Source organism: Streptomyces sp. HB132, from assembly GCF_016909575.1.
Classification (GTDB): domain Bacteria; phylum Actinomycetota; class Actinomycetes; order Streptomycetales; family Streptomycetaceae; genus Streptomyces.
Genome location: NZ_JAFBGA010000027.1, coordinates 1 through 17079, shown reverse-complemented (window position 1 = coordinate 17079; position 17079 = coordinate 1). Strand labels below are relative to the sequence as shown.

Below are 17079 nucleotides of genomic sequence, written 5' to 3'. Positions count from 1 at the left end.
CGGTCACTGTAGCGGCAGAGTGACATGCACCCGCCACATCCCGTCGTACGGCCCGTACGCGGCCGCACCGCCGAGCAGGACGGCCCGCTCGCGCAGCCCGCGCAGCCCGGAGCCGCCGCCGCGGGACCCGCCGGACTCGGCCGGCTGCTTGTTGTGCACCTCCAACTCCAGCAAGCCGTCGAGGACCTCGATCCGCACGGTCACCGGCACCGAGCCCGCGTGCCGCAGCACGTTGGTGAGGCACTCCTGCAGCATCCGGTAGCCCTCGCGCGAGACCGGCCCGGGCACGGCGTCGAGGTCCCCGCCGATCCGGGTGGTCACGTCGGCCCCGGCCCCGCGCGCCGACTCCACCAGCCGACCGGCGTGCGCGAGCGTGGGCCGCTGCGCCGTCGGGTCGGCGTCCTCGCGCAACAGCCTGAGCACCCTTTCCAGTTCGGACAGCGCCTCGCGCCCGGTGTCCTCGATGGCGGCCAGTGCCCGGTCGGTGAACTCCGGCCTCCCGGCCGCGCGCGCCGCGCCCGCCTGCACCACGGCGATGGTGAGCGCGTGCCCGATGGTGTCGTGCAGCTCGCGGGCGAGCCCCGTGCGCTCCAGCAACCGCTCGGTCCGCTCCTCCAGTTCCGCGAGCTGCTCCGCCGGGGACGGGCCGAGCAGCCGGGGTGCGAGGTCGGCCATCAGCGCGCCGGCCCCCCATACGACGGCGACCAGCGCGGCGCCGGACAGCGGGGCCAGCAGCGGGTACCACCACCCCCATCGCCCGGGCAGCAGCATGGGCGCAGGCCCGAACGGCGGCCAGAGGGACGGCATCAGCAGACCCAGCGTCAGTACGATGCCGTTGAGCGTGACCACGGTGACCCCGAAGCCGAGCCACAGCCGCAGGGTCAGCCACACGAAGACCCGCCACCGGTCGCCCCACGAGGCCGAGGGCGAACCGGCGATCTCCGGCGCCGGATACTCGTGCGGTGCCTGCGGCCCGGGGTAGAGCAGCAGCCGCGCCTGCATCGTCTCGGCGACCCGGGTGCCGGGGATGAACGCGGCGAGCGCGAGCAGCGGGAACGGCACGAAGAGCAGCAGCAACATGTCCGCGCTGGGGTCATCAAGGCCCGGGAAGACCACCCCGAGCACCGCCACGGCGGCCACCGCGCCCATGAACAGGTGCAGCCACCGGGTGTACGTGACCGCACGCGACACGGGCCGCAGCAGCCGATCGAGACGCCTCATGAGGGCCATGATCCCAGCGGGGCGGGGCAGGTGCCTCCCCCACGTGGGGGAGGACGTTCCCTCCGCCGGGGGAAGCAGACACCCTCCTGTGCACGGCATCGTCGTCAGCATGACAGCCATCGATGTGAAGGACCTGACCAAGGTCTACGGACAGGTGCGCGCGGTCGACCGCCTCACCTTCTCCGTCCGGCCCGGCCAGGTCACCGGGTTCCTCGGCCCCAACGGCGCGGGCAAGTCCACCACCATGCGCCTCATCCTCGGCCTTGACCGCCCGAGCTCCGGCACGGCGACGATCGGCGGCCGCCCGTTCACGCAGTTCGACGAGCCGCTGCGGCATGTGGGCGCCCTCCTAGACGCCCAGGCGCCGCACGGTTCCCGCACCGCCCGCAGCCACCTTCTGGCTCTCGCCGCGAGCAACCGCATCCCCGACCGGCGGGTGGACGAGGTCCTCGAACTGACGGGCATTGCGAGCGCGGCGTCCCGCCGGGTGAAGACGTTCTCCCTCGGCATGCGCCAGCGCCTTGGCATCGCCGCGGCCCTGCTCGGCGACCCCCAGGTGCTGCTGCTCGACGAGCCGTCGAACGGCCTCGACCCCGAGGGCATCATCTGGATCCGCGAGCTGATGCGCCGCCTCGCACGGGAAAACCGCACCGTGCTGGTCTCCAGCCATCTGATGGGCGAGACTGCCTCCTTCGCCGACCACCTGATCGTCCTGGGCAAGGGCAGGCTGCTGGCGGACACGCCGACGAAGGACTTCATCGCGGCCCGCGTCAAGCCGCGTGTCCACGTCCGTACGACGGAGCCCGCACGGCTGCGCGAGGTGCTGCTGCGGCACGGCCACACCCCCGTCGAGTCGGACGACGGACGCATGCTGATCGACGACGCCGAGATCGACGCCATCGGCCCGCTGGCCGCCCAGGAGGGCATCATTCTTCTCGAACTCACCACCGAAGAGGCCACGTTGGAACAGGCCTACCTCGACCTCACCGCTGCCGCCACGGAATTCTCCGCACGAGCCCCGCAGGAGGCCTGAACATGTCCACCGCAGCCGTACTCCGATCCGAGTGGATCAAGATCAGGACCCTGCGCGGAACCGCGTGGTCGCTGCTGGCCGTCTTCCTGCTGACGGCCGGCTTCGCCGTCGCGGCCAACGCGGCGACCGGCGACTCCGAGACGGACAGCGCCGACTTCGACCCGCTCTTCTCCGTCTTCCTCGGCCTCAACCTGGGCCAGATCGCAGCGATCTCCTTCGGCACGATGGCCATGTCGTCCGAATACCAGGGGGGAGCCATCCGCGCGTCGCTGACGGCGGTGCCGAACCGGGGCCTGTTCTACGCGGCGAAGCTCGCGAACGTGGCCGGCCTCGCGCTGGCGATGGGCCTGGTGACGACGTTCGTGTCGTTCCTGGGCGGCAGCGCCTTCCTGGGCGACGCGGCGCTGAGCCTGGGCGACGGGGACGTGCTGCGCGCCTTCCTGGGCGGGGCCGTCTACCTCGCGCTGATGGCGCTCTTCGCGGCCGGCCTGACGGCGGTGCTGCGCAGCGGCCTCGCCGTGCTCAGCATCCTGATCCCGTTCATCCTCATCGTCTCCATGGTCCTGGGCGAGACGTCGGGTTCCATCGCCGACTACCTCCCCGACCGCGCAGGACAGCAAGTCCTGTACATGGACCCGCCGAGTGACCTGGCACCGTGGGCAGGCCTTGGAGTGACGGCACTGTGGACGGGCGCGGCGGTGGTGGCAGGGTGGTGGTCTCTGAGGCAAAGAGACGCGTAGGCCGCACAGAACGGGAGGGGCGCGGTGAGACCCGTACAACGCACCCGCGCGAGACGCCGCAGCCCTGAACGGGCTACGCCAGAAGCGTTCCATCGGGGTGATCATTCATCCATGACAGGCCGCCCAGATCGAGCCTGCGACAGGCACGGGTGACAGCGACATAGGCGAGGCGTGCTCCGGCTTCGTCGATGCGGACGGGGACAGGGCGGCGCAGAATCTCGAAACGGGCGGCCCGGTGTGTCGGTGCAGGCGGGAATGAGTGGGGAAGCCGAACGCCACCGCCGGCCTTTGCGCTCACAGCCGCACAGGTGTCCGGGTGCCCTTGTCTCGCGACTCCCTGGAAGGGCGCGTGGCGGCAACCGAACGGCAAGCGGCAACGTCGGAAATCACAAAGGTCGCAGCTGATCAGGTACCCGGCCATGATGCTCTTCTGTCAGCAGCGACGTCAGAACAGCGTGGGCCGGATGTCCCGCTGCGCCGAGTCCTGCAGGACCCGCCTCCTAACCCGCCGTCGCCTGGCCCGACACCTCCCAGAAGCCGCTACCGCTCAAATGGCGACAGAGCCCGGAAAGTGAGCCAGAACCGTGTGAGGTTCTGGCTCACTTTCCGTGGCGGGCTGACTGACTGGTGTGTGGTGGGATGGCCGGACTCTGCTGCCGTGACCTGCTGGGAGACCGCCTTCATGCCCGTGTACTCGTCTCTGACTCACGCCCTGGCCGCGGCCTTGGTCGATGTCCTCTGGTTCATCGAGGGCAGTGAAGATGAGCAGATGGATCCGGACGACGCCGTCAAGGTGCTGGAAGGTGTCACCCACCTGGTCAGTAAGCTGTCGAGCGAGCAACAGAGCGAACTGATCGGTCTGCTCGGGACGATGGCCGAGAGCGAGTCCGACCCCGCACGCCGGGAGTTCGTGGAAGGGTTTCCGGAAGGCTTCGGGCTCCTTGATGATGCGGTCTGACCTGTGCATCACGAGTAGAGCAGGACGCGTTTGCGGAGAAGATGGAAGCCGGCCCGGCCGACATCTGGCGTTTGAGCATCTTGATCCGGTTGACGTGGCCTTCGACGACGCCTGAGCTCCAGGGCAGGGTGAGGCCGGCGATGACTGTATCGCGGTCGCGGTCGATGCCTGCTGCGAGGGTATGGAGGCCGGGGAGGTCATCTTGCCGGACGGCATCGAGCCACTGCGGCAGCCGTTCGCCTTGGCGCTCGGTGAGCATCTGGCCGAAGGAGCGGACGTGGCCGGCGAGGGCGTCCAGTTCAGGGCAGTGGACCAGAACGGCCTTGAGTCGAAGGTGCTCCGTCTCGTTGAGAGTCTCCGGCCGGCGGAGGATCCATCCGGCGACGACGCGAGGTGATGGCGGCCGAGCGGTGACGGGGCCTGGCGAGAGCCGCTTCTCCCGGAAGTAGGCGCGAACCCGCTGATAGCTGCCCTGATAGCCGAGCGGCACGATCTCCTCCCATACCCTCCAGGCGTTCGTGCAGCCTTGGTTCCAGCGATCATCCAGGTAGGGCTTGAAGGCGTCGAGTTTGGATGGCCGGCCCTGCCACTGCCCGTGGAACAGTTCCTCCGGGGTGGGTGCGTCGGCCAAGAGCTTGACGGTGCGGGAGGTCATCCGAAGTTGGCGGCCGATCGCCCTCCGGCTGAGCCCAGCGGCCAGCAGTTTGTGGACGGTCGCGTGGTTGCCGCGGGTGCGGTCGGCGAAGAGGTGTCCCCTGGGCCAGGGTGAGCCGGAGGGGTCTTCGAACTTCTCCGGACCGGGGGGGCAGGCTGGGCTGGATCTGGCGCAAGTACCTGCAGGCATTCGCGGTGGTCTGCGACGCACCGCTCTGCAGCCTCGCTCAGGTTGTGCCAAAGATGCCACCTGCCCGCGACCTGCACCGCCTGCGGTGCCCCGGCCGTGGCACCTTCGGCGAAGAACGGTGCCCGATCGTGACAGACCACCCTCACCCCGGGCCGTTTCGCGAGCCAAGCGGCCAGGCTGGACGCCTCCCAGTCGGGCAGCAAGTCCACCGGACGCCGGCTTTCGACGTCGACCAGGACGGTCCCGTAGCGTCGGCCTTTGCGGGTTGCGTACTCATCGACGCCGACTACCCGCGGGGCTGGAACTTCGGGGTCGGGCAACGCTTCGACCAGCCTGAGCACCGTGCTCCGGCTGACAGACACGCCGAAGACTCTCGCCATGCGAGCACCCGAGCGCGAGGCCCATAGCGGCCAGCGTCGACCGCATGCGCTCGTTCCGCCGGCCGTACCGACGGGTCAAGCCCGGCAGCTGTTCGGCGAAGGTCCGCCGCCCGCACGAGGTGACCGGGCAGAGGAACCGGCGAACCCGTAAACAGAGAGCGACCCGTCTACCTCCGCTAGGCACATCCGCGGGAAACCGCAGGTAGGAGCTGTGAATCCGCCGTGACCAGACCCTGCATCCGGGACAGATAGCCCCAGCCACAGTACTTCGGGCCTCAATGTGAACCGCCTCGTCGTTCACGGCCACGGGCAGCACCACCACGTCGGATATCGACGGGAACAGCAACTCCTCCGGCCGAAGCGCCACTTCTTCCACGATCCGAACTGTCAGCCACACCACACCCCGTACGGATCAATTCCGGGCATCTTCCCGCGGACCGGCTCGCCCGACGATCGTCACTCAGAGTGCATGCTCCACGGGAAGTGAGCCAGAACCCAATCTCTCGTGAAACCAAGCCGGCCGGGAGATGCGATTCATCCCTTTCGCTGCCCTGTATGCCGGCCTCGGCCGCCTCGATGCCACTCTGCCCGATCTTGGGCACCAACTGGACTGGGCCCAGGTGCACAAGGCCCACCCTCGACCTCCGCTCATCTGCCCGCAGTGCGGGTGGGGCCTGCACGCCAAGGCTCCCGCTACGGAGTGCGGTTCTTCAGTCGGCCGACGCCCAGGCAAAACACGAGTCGATGCGGTGGCGCCAAAAGGCGGCCAGGGAGGAGCGCGAGGCGCTTCAGCGGCAGCGGGAAAGAGGCGGCGGCGCAAGGAACTGGAAGAGGGAGCGGATCCAGAGAGCGGAGGAAGCCGAACGCCGGCAGAAGAAGGCGGTGGAGGAGGCCCGTATCCGTATAAAGGAGTGGGATCGGAAGTGGGCCGAAGAGAAGGCCCTCCGCGACCGGGATGAGGCAGAGGAGGCCCAGCGCCTCGCTCGGAAACAGGCTGAGCGTGAGGAGCGGGAACGCCAGGCCGTGGAAGGGGCGACCGCTTTTGCACATGAGCTGGCACAGCGCGGCGCCGCCCTCGTAGCTCTCCGCTGTCAGCCGACTCGAAACGGAGTCGCCCGGAACGCTCTGCGTTCCGGGCGGCATGCTGGGCGGCTGCGAAGTTCTGGGAGAGGCCCTGGCCCTTTCAGGCCGCGGTCGGCGGGTTCGCCGATTCGGCGGAGCGGCGGTACTCGGCGTTGATCCGCTGCGCCTCTTCGAGCTGGTCTTCGAGGATGACGATGCGGCAGGCGGCCTCGATGGGGGTCCCGTTGTCGACGAGCTCACGCGCTCGGGCCGCGATGCGCAGCTGGTAGCGGGAGTAACGGCGGTGTCCGCCAGGGCTGCGGAGCGGGGTGATGAGGCGGGCTTCGCCGATGGCGCGGAGGAAACCCTGGGTGGTGTGGAGCATGTCGGCGGCCCGGCCCATGGTGTAGGCGGGGTAGTCGTCGTCGTCGAGACGGCCGAAGGAGTCGTCTGCGGTCATCGCACCTCTTTCTGGAGCACGTGGAGGGGCCCTGGCGCCTATGGCACCAGGGCCCCGAAGGAACTGCTACACCATCTGCCGGCCCTTATACTGCGCCGGCCCTCTGTTTCCGCTGACCCGACCTGAACTCTGTCGGGGATGCGGGGATCGCGGTTGCTTGACCGGAGACCACCTCACTAACGATGTCCTGCGGTACCCGGACTCAGCACTCCGTCCGGGCGATCCTGATGGCGCTCAACTCCCCCGTTCTTCCCTCTGGGGATCAACTGCGAACTGCGGGTACTGCTCATTCGGTACTGCTGGTGATGCGAACTGCTCGTGGCTGGTCAAGCGCCACTCTTCGGCAGCCAGCCCCGTCGCCCGTCGTGCGTCTGCTCTGGCTTGGAACCCCACTGCCGAACTTCCCGGTACGCGCGCCGCAGCCTGACGCCTTTTACCGAGGGACCACTGACACTGCGAACTGCGGTACTGCTCGCGGTGGCCCCTGATCACTGCGGGCCACCCGGTCCGGGGTCAGTCCCGTCGCCGTCCTGCAACAACCCTGGCTTCGCAACTCCACCGCCGCACCGACCTGCTGAACTGCAACTACTTGTACTGCTGCCCGGCAGTTCGTCTCTGCCAGGCTCTGCTGTCTCACTGGGCTACGAGAGAAACCATAACCACACCACCGCGCAATGTCTACTACGGCTGACATAGATTTCCGGGTGTTTCACAGTGAAGTAACCGACGTCGAGCAGTGGAGGGGACAGACGCAACGTCGCCACTGGGTTAACGGGCCACGGGCCGGGCACGAGCACCGAGTCGGCAGAGCCGGGCCGCCTTGACGATCCAGAAACCAGGGTGCCCCGATGGACATCATGAGCGTCAATATCGCACCCACCCGCTCCGCGGCATCCGTCGCCGACGCCCGCGAGAGCGCCCGGGACTTCCTCGAAGGTCTCCTCCACCCGATCGCGGCCGACACCGTGGTCCTGGTCGCCTCCGAACTCGGCACCAACGCCCTGCGCCATGGTGGCGGCACCTGTGCCCTGCACCTGAAGGAGCATCCGGACAGCATCGAGGTGGCCGCCCGCGACGCCAGCCCCCAGGCGCCCCGCATGCGTACCCCCGACCTGAACGGAGGCACCGCGGCTTCGGCTGGCCCATGGTCAACCGGCTCGCCCACGCCACCGCGGTCACCCCCGCCCCGTTTGGCGGCAAGACCGTCAGCGCCCTCCTTCCCCGGTAGCGCACCTGGCGTGGGGGACGGCCGAGATCAAAAACTCGGCAGCGAGCAGACGGCACCGTGCGGCGGTCACGCTCCCGCACTCCCACGGAGCGAATCACTAGGCCTCCTTGCTCCTCCTTCAGCGCCCCCTGACTTGCGGAAGTTGATCGACCGCGACCGCTAACCGCAGTGGCGGCCGTATCCGTCGCGCGGAGGAGGGCGAAGACCCCTCGCTCCGGCGATCCGCCAGGAGGTCGGTCGCTCCAGGATGAGTGGTGTTCCCGCCGGGCGCACCGAAGCACCGGCGAACCCTGGAGTTGGGTAGTTCATGATGAACCGTCGTATGGTCATGCTCGCGGTACCCGCGCTCACCTTCACCTACGGCCTGTTCCGGATCGCGGACGGACTGGACGGCGAGCGAGGCCCCGGCCCCGCCTGGACCATCGGGCATCTGGCGTTCTGCGCGGCGCTGGTTCTCTTCGCGGTGGTGTTCCGTTGGCTGAGGGGGCTCGCCCCCTCAGGCGACCGAGTCGCGGCGGTGGCGTACTGGGCGGCGACGGCCGGAGTCACCGTCCTCCTGATGCAGTTCGGGATCGATCTGGTGGCGGGGGCGGTGTCCGCGGACCACCTGGAGATGTCCCTGTTCACGGAACGGGCCTCGGAAGTGCCCGGTGTAGCACCGATCGTCTACGACTTCGGCCCGTACCTCTTCTATGTGGGGATGCTCGCCCTCATCGTGCGGCTGGCCGTCGTCAGGGTGGTCAAGCCGTGGACGGTGGTCCTCGTCCTTGCCGACCTGGTGATGCCGCTGGCCGACAAGGATCTGATCCCGGTCGGTGCGCTGCTACTGTCCATCTCCTTCGCGCAGATCGCGCGGGTGATGGAGTCGCAGCAGGCCGCCCCCGGTACGGCGGACGACCGTGGCAAGGGGCACCCGGCGGTGGGCGGTGCGCGGTGACGCGTCAGGGAGAACTGTGACCGGGGGATCTGTGATCTGGAGAGACGTTGGCGTGGGGGCGGACCGGATACGGGGGCGGCTTCGCGCCTTGTCCCCACGCGCGGTCGACACCGGGCTCACGGCCTTGGTGGCCGCCGCCCAGCTCTGGCCCTTCGCCGCGCGGGCCGGCGGGGGCGGCGGGCCGTGGAGCGGGTGGGGTGTCCTGGTCGTACTGGCCTCGGCAGTGCCGCTGTACTGGCGGCGGAGCCACCCGATACCGGTACTGCTGGTGAGCCTCGCGGCGACCAGTAGCTACGACTACGTCGGCGAGGTGCCGCCTCAACCGGTCTGGTACGCCGGTGTGGTGGCGATCCACTCGGTCGCCGAGCGGTCGGGGCGGTGGGCCCGTAACACGGTGGTCGCTGCGACCGTACTCGGCAGTTTTGCGCTCGCCTCTTCCGAATCCGGGCTGCGGATGAGCGTGCTGTGCGTCGCGGCTTACGCGCTCGGCAGGGCAGCCGCGGCCGGCCGGGCCCACGCCGAACGGCTTGAGCGTGAGCGTCTGGCGGAAGTGGAGAAGGCCGCACTCGCCGAACGGGCCAGAATCGCCCGGGACATGCACGACATCCTGTCCCATGCGGTGAGCCTGATGGTCGTCCAGGCCGAGGCCGGACCCGTAGTCCTGGCCACGGACCCGGCTCGCGCCGAGCGTGCCTTCGACGCCATCGCGGGTGCGGGGCGCGATGCGATGGTGCAGCTCAGAGGGATCCTCAAGGTGCTCGGCCCGGACCGGGCCCCACAGCCCGAGCGCACCCCTCAGCCCACCCTCGCCGATCTACCCGTCCTGACCGCCGGATCGGGCCTCACGGTCGAGTGCACGCAGACCGACGGCTCGGCAATCACCGTCGGGTACCCGCAGCCTGACGGGGCCGGCCACCCTCTGCTCGCCCCGCACGTGGAGACCGCTGCATTCCGTATCGTCCAGGAGGCGTTGACCAATATCGTCAGGCATGCGGGCACCGACCGCGCCCGGCTCCACCTCCACTGGCAGGAAGACCAAGGCATCGTGCAGTTCGACATAACCGACGACGGCGTGGCCACCGGACAGCGGCCCGTCCGTTCCCTGCCCTCCGGCGGCCACGGCCTGATCAACATCCGGGAACGTGCACGTTCGTGCGGCGGAACCGCCGAATGCGGTCCCCGTACCGACGGCCCAGGCTTCCGGGTCCGCGCCCGCCTCCCTCTCCTCCTTCCGTCATGAGCGGCGGCACGGCGGCCGGGCCGCTGCGCGTGGTCGTCGCCGACGACCAGGAACTGGTCCGGGCCGGCTTCACGATGATTCTGGACGCCCAGCCGGACATCGAGGTCGTCGCGGAGGCCGCCGACGGCGCCGAGGCGATCGCGGCGGTGCGGGCCCACGCCCCGAACATCGCACTGCTCGACATTCGTATGCCAGGCACCGACGGCCTCACCGCCACAGCCGAGATCTGCGCTACCACCGCCACCCGCGTGATCATCCTGACCACATTCGACCTCGACGCGTACGTGTTCGAGGCGCTGCGCGCGGGCGCGAGCGGTTTCCTCCTCAAGGACGTCCGGCGCGACGATCTCGCCCACGCGGTCCGGGTCGTCGCGGCCGGCGATTCCCTCCTCTCGCCTTCCGTCACCAGCAAGCTCATTACCCACTGCACCAGCGCACCCACAGCGGTGCCGCTGCTCCCCGACCCGCGCCTCGACTCCCTCACGTCGCGCGAGACCGAGACCCTGCGCCTGCTCGCCCTCGGCCTCACCAACCCGGAGATGGCCGTGACCATGGTCATCAGCGAACACACCGTGAAGACCCACGTCAGCAACATTCTTGCCAAGCTCGGTCTCCGTGACCGCATCCAGGCGGTGATCACGGCCTATGAGGCAGGGCTGGCGGTACCGGGCCGAAGGGACCCGATGAACTCCGTGGCCAGGGCGTCTTCTTCCGGCTCCGCCAGGGCGACGGCAGCAGCCCCACTTCGTGGGCGGCCTGGAGGCGTTGAGAGGTAGTGGCGACGCGAAATGGACTGTTCGCCGGTTTGGCGATGACCCGTACTGGGCTTGATCCGCTTTGACGGACATTCGAGATCTGGGGTTCAGCCCCGGGAGGATGTCCATCATGGAGAGCATGGGGAAGAAGAAGCCTCGACGCCCTCGTCGTTCGTTCACGCCGGAGTTCAAGGCCGAGATCGTCGGTCTGTGCCGACGAGGCGACCGCTCGGTCGGGCAGGTCGCCAGAGACTTCGAACTGACCGGGACCGCGGTGCGGGACTGGGTCAAGCAGGCCGAGGTGGACACGGGCGAGCGCAACGGGCTGACCAGCAGTGAGCGCGAGGAACTGGCCGTGTTGCGCCGGGAGAACCGCAGGCTGCGCGAGGAAGTCGACGTGCTGAAGCGGGCCACGGCTTTCTTCGCGAAGGAGACCCGGTGACGGTGCACCCGTTCATCGAGGCGGAGAAGCAGGCAGGTCACAGCGTCAAACGGGCGTGTGAGCTGATGAAGGTCTCCCGGACCGCCTTCTACGCCCGTCGCTCCGGCCTGCCCGGTCCTCGTGCGGTGCGGGATGCCGAGCCGACCGAGCAGATCACCGAGGTTCATGCGGGATCGCGCGGAACCTACGGCTGGCGTCGAGGAGCAGCTCGTAGTGGTTGTGGATCCCATGGAGCGTCCGGCCCACGATCCACTCACCGGCGAGAGGGACGACCGCGTTGGACCGGCTGCTGTCCCTACGCGAACGGCTGACGGTTGGCGGACCTGCTCATTCTCCTGCCCTCGGCCGATGCCGGACCCATCGCTGGCGTGCCAGGAGGGCGGGTGCGGGAACCAGCGCCGGGACGGCACCCTCCTGGAGCACATCCCGCGCGATGGCCACGAGTGCTACGACCCGTTCCCAGAAGGGGGCGTAGCACTCGTTGAACCGCTGGATCGCGTCCGCTTCGCCCCTGATCAGGTCCTCCAGCGCCTGGTAGCTGCCAGACGTCGAGCGCCGTAGCCGGTCGGCGGCCGCTGCGGCCTCCTGAGGCCCCCTTCCAGCTCCACCACTCGTACGAGATGGCGCAGCGTTGCGTATGCGTCGCGCAGCCGTAGCCGAAGGTCTTTTGAGCGTGGCCGTGCGCGACTCGGGATCCGGGTCTGCGTGGGCGTCGTTGACCTTCCAGTACAGGTCGCCAATCTTCTGCGCCTGCTCGATGACGTCGGCGTAGGCGGTACGCCGCGCAGTGCGCCGTTGATCCGCCCGTTGGACCGCAGCCGTCGTCTCAGCCTGAATCCGGGCGGCACGCGCCGTGCCCTGGCTGGTCACCCAGCTCGCCAGCACCGCGGTGCCTGCGGTCAGTACGCCTACTCACAGCGTGTTGTCGGCCATGGCGCCCATTCTCGGGGCCCGGATTTCACGATGTCACGCTCGGCCACCCGCACACTTCCAGAGAAGTCGACTCACATGGGACGGAAGGAGAGCTGCGGCGTCCAGGCTCACTGGGCGCGGCAGGTCCTGAGGTAGCTGAGGAACGATGCCTGCAGCCCGGTCACATGCGTCTCGTGCATGAGTGCGCTGGTGACTGATCCGCCGCGTGAGGTGAGGCGGTGAAGGAACGTGGCCGCGTTCTTCGCGAGATCCTGGTAGACCGCCAGGTCTCCGAGCATCTCCTGCTCGTTGAAGGTCACGTGCAGTTTGGTGTCGGGCAGGGTGTCACCCATGGCTTCAAGCCGAGCGAAGACCTGACTGTCCGCATTGACGATGCCGGGGCTGCCCGCGCCGATGCTCTCGAAGAAGGTGTTCTTGGTGAGCCAGGCGTAGAGGCTGAAGAGTCCGCCATAGGAGTAGCCGAAGAGACCGTGACCGCCCGGGGCTGTGCCGTAGTCGCGTTCGATTCGCGGGTGCAGGTCGTCGGTAAGGAAGTTCAGGAACATGTCCCCGCGGCTGTCGCTCAATTCAGCGAGGTAGGCGTCGGCTTGCTCGCGAGTCGTCACACCCCTTTCGACCCCCATTTCCACCGCATCGATGTACTTCTTCGCAATGGGTTCGCCGGGCGGCACAAGGTCGCGGTTGCGCAACCGCTCCCAGCGCTCGGCGTCCTCGCCCGCGTAGCCCACGCTGACTTGGACGTAGGGCTGAATCGCCTGCATGGGGTCCAGTTGCGTGACGATGAGTGGGGCGGTCATGCCCACGGCCCAGTTGCCGTCGAGCACGTACACGACAGGCGCTGGCGCTGTGGCAGGGTCGTAGTTCGGTGGCGTGGTGACCCAGACGCCGTAGTCGTGCCCACCGCTGGAGCGCATCTCGAAGTAGTCGGTGTGGGGGAGGCAGCCCTGCCACATGGTGCTCATCTGAAGTCCTTTACAATTCTGCCGGCCTGGATGACGAGGACGGCGTTGGTGGGGTCGGAGAACAGTTCCGGGTCTTCCAGCGGATTGCCGTTCCAAAGAACGAGGTCTGCCCGCGCGCCGGGGATGATGACACCGACCTGGCCGGACAGGCCGAGGATCTCGGCGTTGGTCCGGGTCGCCGCCACGAGCGCTTCCATCGGCGTCTCGAGGGCTGCGCGCAGGCTGAGTTCTTTGCCGCGACGGTCCCGGCCGGACCGATGAGATCGGAACCCAGCCCGATCTGTACTCCTGCGTGCTTGGCGACAGCGAGCGCATGCGTCATCTGCTCGCGTGCACCCTTTGCCCGGTCGCGGGTCGACTCGGCGAGGCCGGCTCCGGCGGTGTCGTGCAGCAGTTGCTGGACGGCGGCGAAGGTGGGCACGAGGACAACCTCGCGATCGGCAATAACGGCCGCTGTGGATTCGTCGAGGCTGGTGCCGTGCTCGGACACAGCGCACTCCGGCCTCGACCGCATCGCGTATGCCCTGGTTGTGGTGGGCGTGGACGGTCACATAGGTGTTCCGCGCCGCAGCTTCCTGAACTGCGACAGCGATTTCTTCGCCGGTGAACTGGGCTTCGGTCAGTCGATCGTGTCCGCTCACCACTCCGCCGGTCACGCAGAGTTTCAGGAAGGAGGCTCCGCTACGGAAGGCTTCGGGGACGTTGCGTCGCAGCTCGTCCGCGTTGCCCGCCATCATCGACAGGGCGCACGGCCCCGGGATGTGGTGGCTGCTCCACAGCTCGGTGGGTTCCCATTCGGCTCCGTAGAAGCCGTGCCCGCCGATCTGGCACTGAACAGGTCCGCACGACAGCACGCGCGGCCCTCTGACCTTGCCCTTCTCAATCGCGGTAACAACACCGCCGTCGATTCCCCCGGTGTCGCGAACTGTGGTGAAGCCGGCGTCGAGCGTCGCGCCGGCCGTGGCGAAGATGTCCGCCGCGACCTCGGCGGCGCTGATCTGAAACGAGAAGTGCGGCTGGATCGGGCTCGACAGGCCCAGGTGGACGTGAGCGTCGATCAAACCCGGCGTCATCGTCAGTACCTCGGCATCGAGACGCTCGCCGTGCGCGCTGGAGACGCCGAGGCGGGTGATTCGGCCGTTCTCGATCGTGAGGCCGAGCTTGCTGGGGTCGCTCCCTGATCCGTCGATGACCGTCGCGCCGGCCACATGAGCAGGTCTCATCGTCGATCCTCCGCCGTTGCGAACCTTCTTTTCCAATGGATAAACTGTGGAAGTGATCCTGTCAACCTCGCAATCCAACGGCAGCGCGCGCCAGCGACTCCTGGTACGGCTTCTCGACGTCTTCGGTGAGGCCCTTCCCCCGCCGGAGATGTCGCTCCGTGAGATCGCCGCACGGATCGAGTCCAGCCACGCCCTGTTGCGCTACCACTTCGGGTCACTCCCGGGCGTCTTGGCCGCCATGCTCACGGCCCAGCGATCCCGTGACAACGAGGCACTTCTGGAGGCTGCCAAGCAAGGCACCTTCGACGATTTCGTCGGGGCGATCTGGCGTGCTTACACCCGGCCGGAGCAGCTGTCGCGTGTCCGCGGCTTCTTCTACGTCGTCGGACTGGCCGCGTACGCACCCGACGACTTCCGTGAGTTCGTGGAGTCGATCGACGACCTGACCGTGATGCTGTCCTCACTCGCGGAACGTGAAGGGCTCGAGGCGAAGGACGCGCGGGAGGTGGCCACCATCACCATTGCCGCGATTCGCGGTCTCCTCCTGCAGGAACTCCTCACTCCCGGAACCCGCTCGGAGGACGCGGGCACCTTGATCTTGCGCATGCGCGAGGGCCGAGCCGCTCCACGATCACGTCCGGAACGTTGAGCCTTCGCGCCTCCGAGGCGGCCCGAAGCTGCGTGTCCTGCCCGTATGCCTCGTCGCCGGTCACCCACGGTGCCTCCACCCCGGCGCCCAGTGCGGCAGCGATCACCTCCCTGGCCAAGCGGGGTTTGGTCGCGAACTGCACCTCGCCGGGAATGCCGGCCGCCTGACGGCGTTCGGGATCGGTGCACCAGGAATGTGCCGATCTGACTGTTCTCGATACGTCCGGCGGTGCCGGTGTACTGCCGCTGCACGCCCGCCGAGGACCGGCCTTTCTTCATGAGAAAGTTTTGGTCCCTTCGGTACCTTGAGTCCCGATCGGATCGCTCTGACCTGTGGTTTTGTTCAGGGACTGAACGGGAGAGGGACCAAAGAAGTCCGGTCCCTGATGGGATTTGGAGCGCAGTGCATCTGCTCCCCGTGAGGAACGGGCGGGAGAACCGCTCCCCCGGCAGGCATCGGTGTACCGACGGTCGCTAGTCTGCCCGGATGCGTGATGGGGGAAGCAAGGACGACAGCCAGAGCTCGCTCGTCGACAGCGCCGGCGACACTGGCCGCGGCGGCAGGCTAGGCGGTTTCAGGGGGCACCGGCTGGCCCTCTGCGCGGCCGCGTTCGTGGTCCTGGCTGCAGGGGTGACGATTCCTCTTGTCATGCGCGGTTCCAATGACTCCGAGGACGCCTGCCATCAGGTGACGTCCGCAACTCGAGCTCTCGTGGACGACCCGCATGCAGCAACCGAGTTTCTCGACCCAGGAGATGGTCTTGCCCGGATCGGATCGGCACGGAAGCTCCTGAGGCACAACACCGTGTGCAATGACGGTGCCCAGGTCCTGGGGCGGCTCGTGGACGCCGCTACGGGCTCCCCTGCTCCTGGCAGGCCCCACAGCGAGGCCCAAGCGCGGGCAGCCTATGCGGTGGCTGCCGCCGTGCATGGCCTGGAGCTTCCGAAGGGCCTCGCGCCGGGTCTGGCTCGCATGGTGGCCGAGTACGTGGTGGATGCCGGGGAGAACCGAGGGTGGGGTGGGGATCGATTCCCCGGGCCGGCGGTTTCATCGGAGGAGGCACGACCGGACAGCCAGGGCTGGTCGAGGTACGGGCGTTTCCTTGCCCCTGGCGAGGCTCACGCCGTTTTCGGATACACCGACGGCAGTCCTGACGTGGAGGCGGACATTGAGTCCCTGGTCTCGGAACTCAGCAAGGATCCGGAGGCGTTCGCGATTCTCTACGACGCCGAGCGGGCCAATTTTGCCCACCTTCTCGAGCGTTTCACCGACAGCGGGGGGAACCCGGACTTCCGCCCCCCATCGCGCCCGGACAACCTTTCCAAGGCGACGAACGGGCCCGACCGTGACGTTCAGCATGCCGCCGATCACATAGGTTCGCTCATGAAGCACCGCGCGGGATATGCCACGGACGGCACCATCCCCGACCTCGCCGCGTTCGACAAGTCTGTCCGCCGACACACCCTCGGTACTTTTCGGCCTGCTGAGAAGCAGCTGAACTCCCGCCCTGTCATGGGAGACATAGCGGACCGTCCGGTGTCGGGGCCGATGGAAGGCGACCTTATGGACGGGCGGCACCAGCTGCTCCGTGTGCTGGATGGCTGGGCCAGGGACCGCGGTGTCCCTGCACGTCGTGCCGCCGCCATGAAGCAGTTGACGGACGACGCCTACGTCCGCGCCCTCTGGTTGCGGGTCTGATCCTGGCCGGGAGCACGTCCAGCCCGAATGCCCGTCAGAAGTGGAAACGCAGGCCGGTGCAGCCTCGCCGCCGCACCTCGTCCTGGGCGAACAGTTTCAGCATCCGCTGTCTGGCCGCGACATCGACCCCTGGAATGTCCTGCGTCCCCACGGCTGCGTAGTTGGCCGCCTCGCCCCCGCACTGCGCCGTAGCGGTCATGGACCCGGGCATACCGTGGTTGGGACTGCTGCACGCGTAGGTGACAGTGGGGTTATGCAGCCAGGGCTGCGGGTGGGGTCATGATGGCTTCGTACTCGACGGGGGTCAATCGGGC

17 protein-coding genes and 3 pseudogenes are annotated in these 17079 nt (G+C 68.1%); 10 read left to right on the top strand and 10 right to left on the bottom strand.

What is annotated here, in order from left to right; translation table 11 throughout:
* Nucleotides 1-3: 3 nt before the first annotated feature.
* Complete coding sequence (locus tag JOC24_RS32105) at nucleotides 4-1221, bottom strand: sensor histidine kinase (protein WP_205023969.1); 1218 nt, start codon at nucleotides 1219-1221, stop codon at nucleotides 4-6.
* A 109-nt stretch (nucleotides 1222-1330) separates the two neighbouring features.
* On the opposite strand from JOC24_RS32105, the gene JOC24_RS32100 reads away from it, so the two are divergent.
* The 3 genes from JOC24_RS32100 (at nucleotide 1331) to JOC24_RS34110 (ending at nucleotide 3952) form a co-directional block, all read left to right on the top strand.
* Nucleotides 1331-2254: an ATP-binding cassette domain-containing protein gene (locus tag JOC24_RS32100; protein ID WP_205023968.1), complete on the top strand. Its 924-nt coding sequence runs from the start codon at nucleotides 1331-1333 to the stop codon at nucleotides 2252-2254.
* Nucleotides 2255-2256: 2 nt separating this feature from the next.
* On the top strand, nucleotides 2257-2994 hold the full coding sequence (locus tag JOC24_RS32095) for an ABC transporter permease (protein ID WP_205023967.1): 738 nt from the start codon (nucleotides 2257-2259) through the stop codon (nucleotides 2992-2994).
* A gap of 571 nt (nucleotides 2995-3565) precedes the next feature.
* Nucleotides 3566-3952 (top strand): hypothetical protein, encoded by a 387-nt coding sequence (locus JOC24_RS34110; protein WP_307792799.1) that lies wholly within the window; start codon nucleotides 3566-3568, stop codon nucleotides 3950-3952.
* Nucleotides 3953-4076: 124 nt separating this feature from the next.
* Here JOC24_RS34110 and JOC24_RS34105 read toward each other — a convergent pair.
* The 4 genes and pseudogenes from JOC24_RS34105 to JOC24_RS32080 form a co-directional block, all read right to left on the bottom strand.
* A pseudogene (locus JOC24_RS34105) lies at nucleotides 4077-4268 on the bottom strand (ISL3 family transposase); the annotation flags it as partial.
* Between the two features lie 335 nt (nucleotides 4269-4603).
* On the bottom strand, nucleotides 4604-5176 hold the full coding sequence (locus tag JOC24_RS33640; protein ID WP_239581341.1) for a transposase: 573 nt from the start codon (nucleotides 5174-5176) through the stop codon (nucleotides 4604-4606).
* Nucleotides 5070-5438, bottom strand: coding sequence for a transposase family protein (locus JOC24_RS33635; protein ID WP_307792804.1), 369 nt, complete (start codon nucleotides 5436-5438; stop codon nucleotides 5070-5072). Before JOC24_RS33635 ends, JOC24_RS33640 begins: the two co-directional genes overlap by 107 nt.
* Before the next feature lie 921 nt (nucleotides 5439-6359).
* A complete protein-coding gene (locus JOC24_RS32080) occupies nucleotides 6360-6698 on the bottom strand; it encodes a MerR family transcriptional regulator (protein WP_205023966.1) in 339 nt (112 codons plus the stop codon).
* A gap of 848 nt (nucleotides 6699-7546) precedes the next feature.
* Between JOC24_RS32080 and JOC24_RS33630 the strand changes: the two are divergent.
* From JOC24_RS33630 to JOC24_RS32060, 5 genes and pseudogenes are all read left to right on the top strand, one after another.
* Nucleotides 7547-7926 (top strand): annotated as a pseudogene (locus JOC24_RS33630) (ATP-binding protein).
* 307 nt (nucleotides 7927-8233) lie between these two features.
* Nucleotides 8234-8863 carry a hypothetical protein gene (locus JOC24_RS32075; protein ID WP_205023965.1) on the top strand — a complete coding sequence of 210 codons (630 nt, stop codon included), beginning with the start codon at nucleotides 8234-8236 and terminating at the stop codon, nucleotides 8861-8863.
* A gap of 88 nt (nucleotides 8864-8951) precedes the next feature.
* Nucleotides 8952-10103 (top strand): sensor histidine kinase, encoded by a 1152-nt coding sequence (locus tag JOC24_RS32070; protein WP_239581339.1) that lies wholly within the window; start codon nucleotides 8952-8954, stop codon nucleotides 10101-10103.
* On the top strand, nucleotides 10100-10879 hold the full coding sequence (locus JOC24_RS32065) for a response regulator transcription factor (RefSeq protein WP_205023964.1): 780 nt from the start codon (nucleotides 10100-10102) through the stop codon (nucleotides 10877-10879). Before JOC24_RS32070 ends, JOC24_RS32065 begins: the two co-directional genes overlap by 4 nt.
* A 109-nt stretch (nucleotides 10880-10988) precedes the next feature.
* Entirely contained in the window at nucleotides 10989-11300 is a 312-nt protein-coding gene (locus JOC24_RS32060) for a transposase (RefSeq protein ID WP_205023963.1), read from the top strand.
* Between the two features lie 327 nt (nucleotides 11301-11627).
* Here the strand turns inward: JOC24_RS32060 and JOC24_RS32055 are convergent, their stop codons facing one another.
* The 3 genes from JOC24_RS32055 to JOC24_RS32045 all read right to left on the bottom strand — a co-directional run bounded on the left by JOC24_RS32055 (nucleotide 11628) and on the right by JOC24_RS32045 (nucleotide 14454).
* Entirely contained in the window at nucleotides 11628-12170 is a 543-nt protein-coding gene (locus JOC24_RS32055) for a hypothetical protein (protein WP_205023962.1), read from the bottom strand.
* A 170-nt stretch (nucleotides 12171-12340) separates the two neighbouring features.
* A complete protein-coding gene (locus JOC24_RS32050) occupies nucleotides 12341-13195 on the bottom strand; it encodes an alpha/beta hydrolase (protein WP_205023961.1) in 855 nt (284 codons plus the stop codon).
* Nucleotides 13192-14454, bottom strand: coding sequence for an amidohydrolase family protein (locus tag JOC24_RS32045; RefSeq protein ID WP_239581337.1), 1263 nt, complete (start codon nucleotides 14452-14454; stop codon nucleotides 13192-13194). The genes JOC24_RS32050 and JOC24_RS32045 overlap by 4 nt, the downstream gene beginning before the upstream one ends.
* A gap of 16 nt (nucleotides 14455-14470) precedes the next feature.
* Here JOC24_RS32045 and JOC24_RS32040 point away from each other — a divergent pair, with 16 nt between their 5' ends.
* Nucleotides 14471-15067 (top strand): TetR/AcrR family transcriptional regulator, encoded by a 597-nt coding sequence (locus JOC24_RS32040; RefSeq protein ID WP_307792798.1) that lies wholly within the window; start codon nucleotides 14471-14473, stop codon nucleotides 15065-15067.
* Nucleotides 15068-15071: 4 nt separating this feature from the next.
* Here the strand turns inward: JOC24_RS32040 and JOC24_RS32035 are convergent.
* Nucleotides 15072-15360: pseudogene (locus JOC24_RS32035) on the bottom strand (transposase); the annotation flags it as partial.
* 193 nt (nucleotides 15361-15553) lie between these two features.
* Here JOC24_RS32035 and JOC24_RS32030 point away from each other — a divergent pair.
* Complete coding sequence (locus JOC24_RS32030) at nucleotides 15554-16765, top strand: hypothetical protein (protein ID WP_205023959.1); 1212 nt, start codon at nucleotides 15554-15556, stop codon at nucleotides 16763-16765.
* A gap of 34 nt (nucleotides 16766-16799) precedes the next feature.
* Here JOC24_RS32030 and JOC24_RS32025 read toward each other — a convergent pair whose 3' ends face one another.
* Nucleotides 16800-16964, bottom strand: a complete 165-nt coding sequence (locus tag JOC24_RS32025; RefSeq protein ID WP_205023958.1) for a hypothetical protein — start codon at nucleotides 16962-16964, stop codon at nucleotides 16800-16802.
* Nucleotides 16965-17079: the final 115 nt, after the last annotated feature.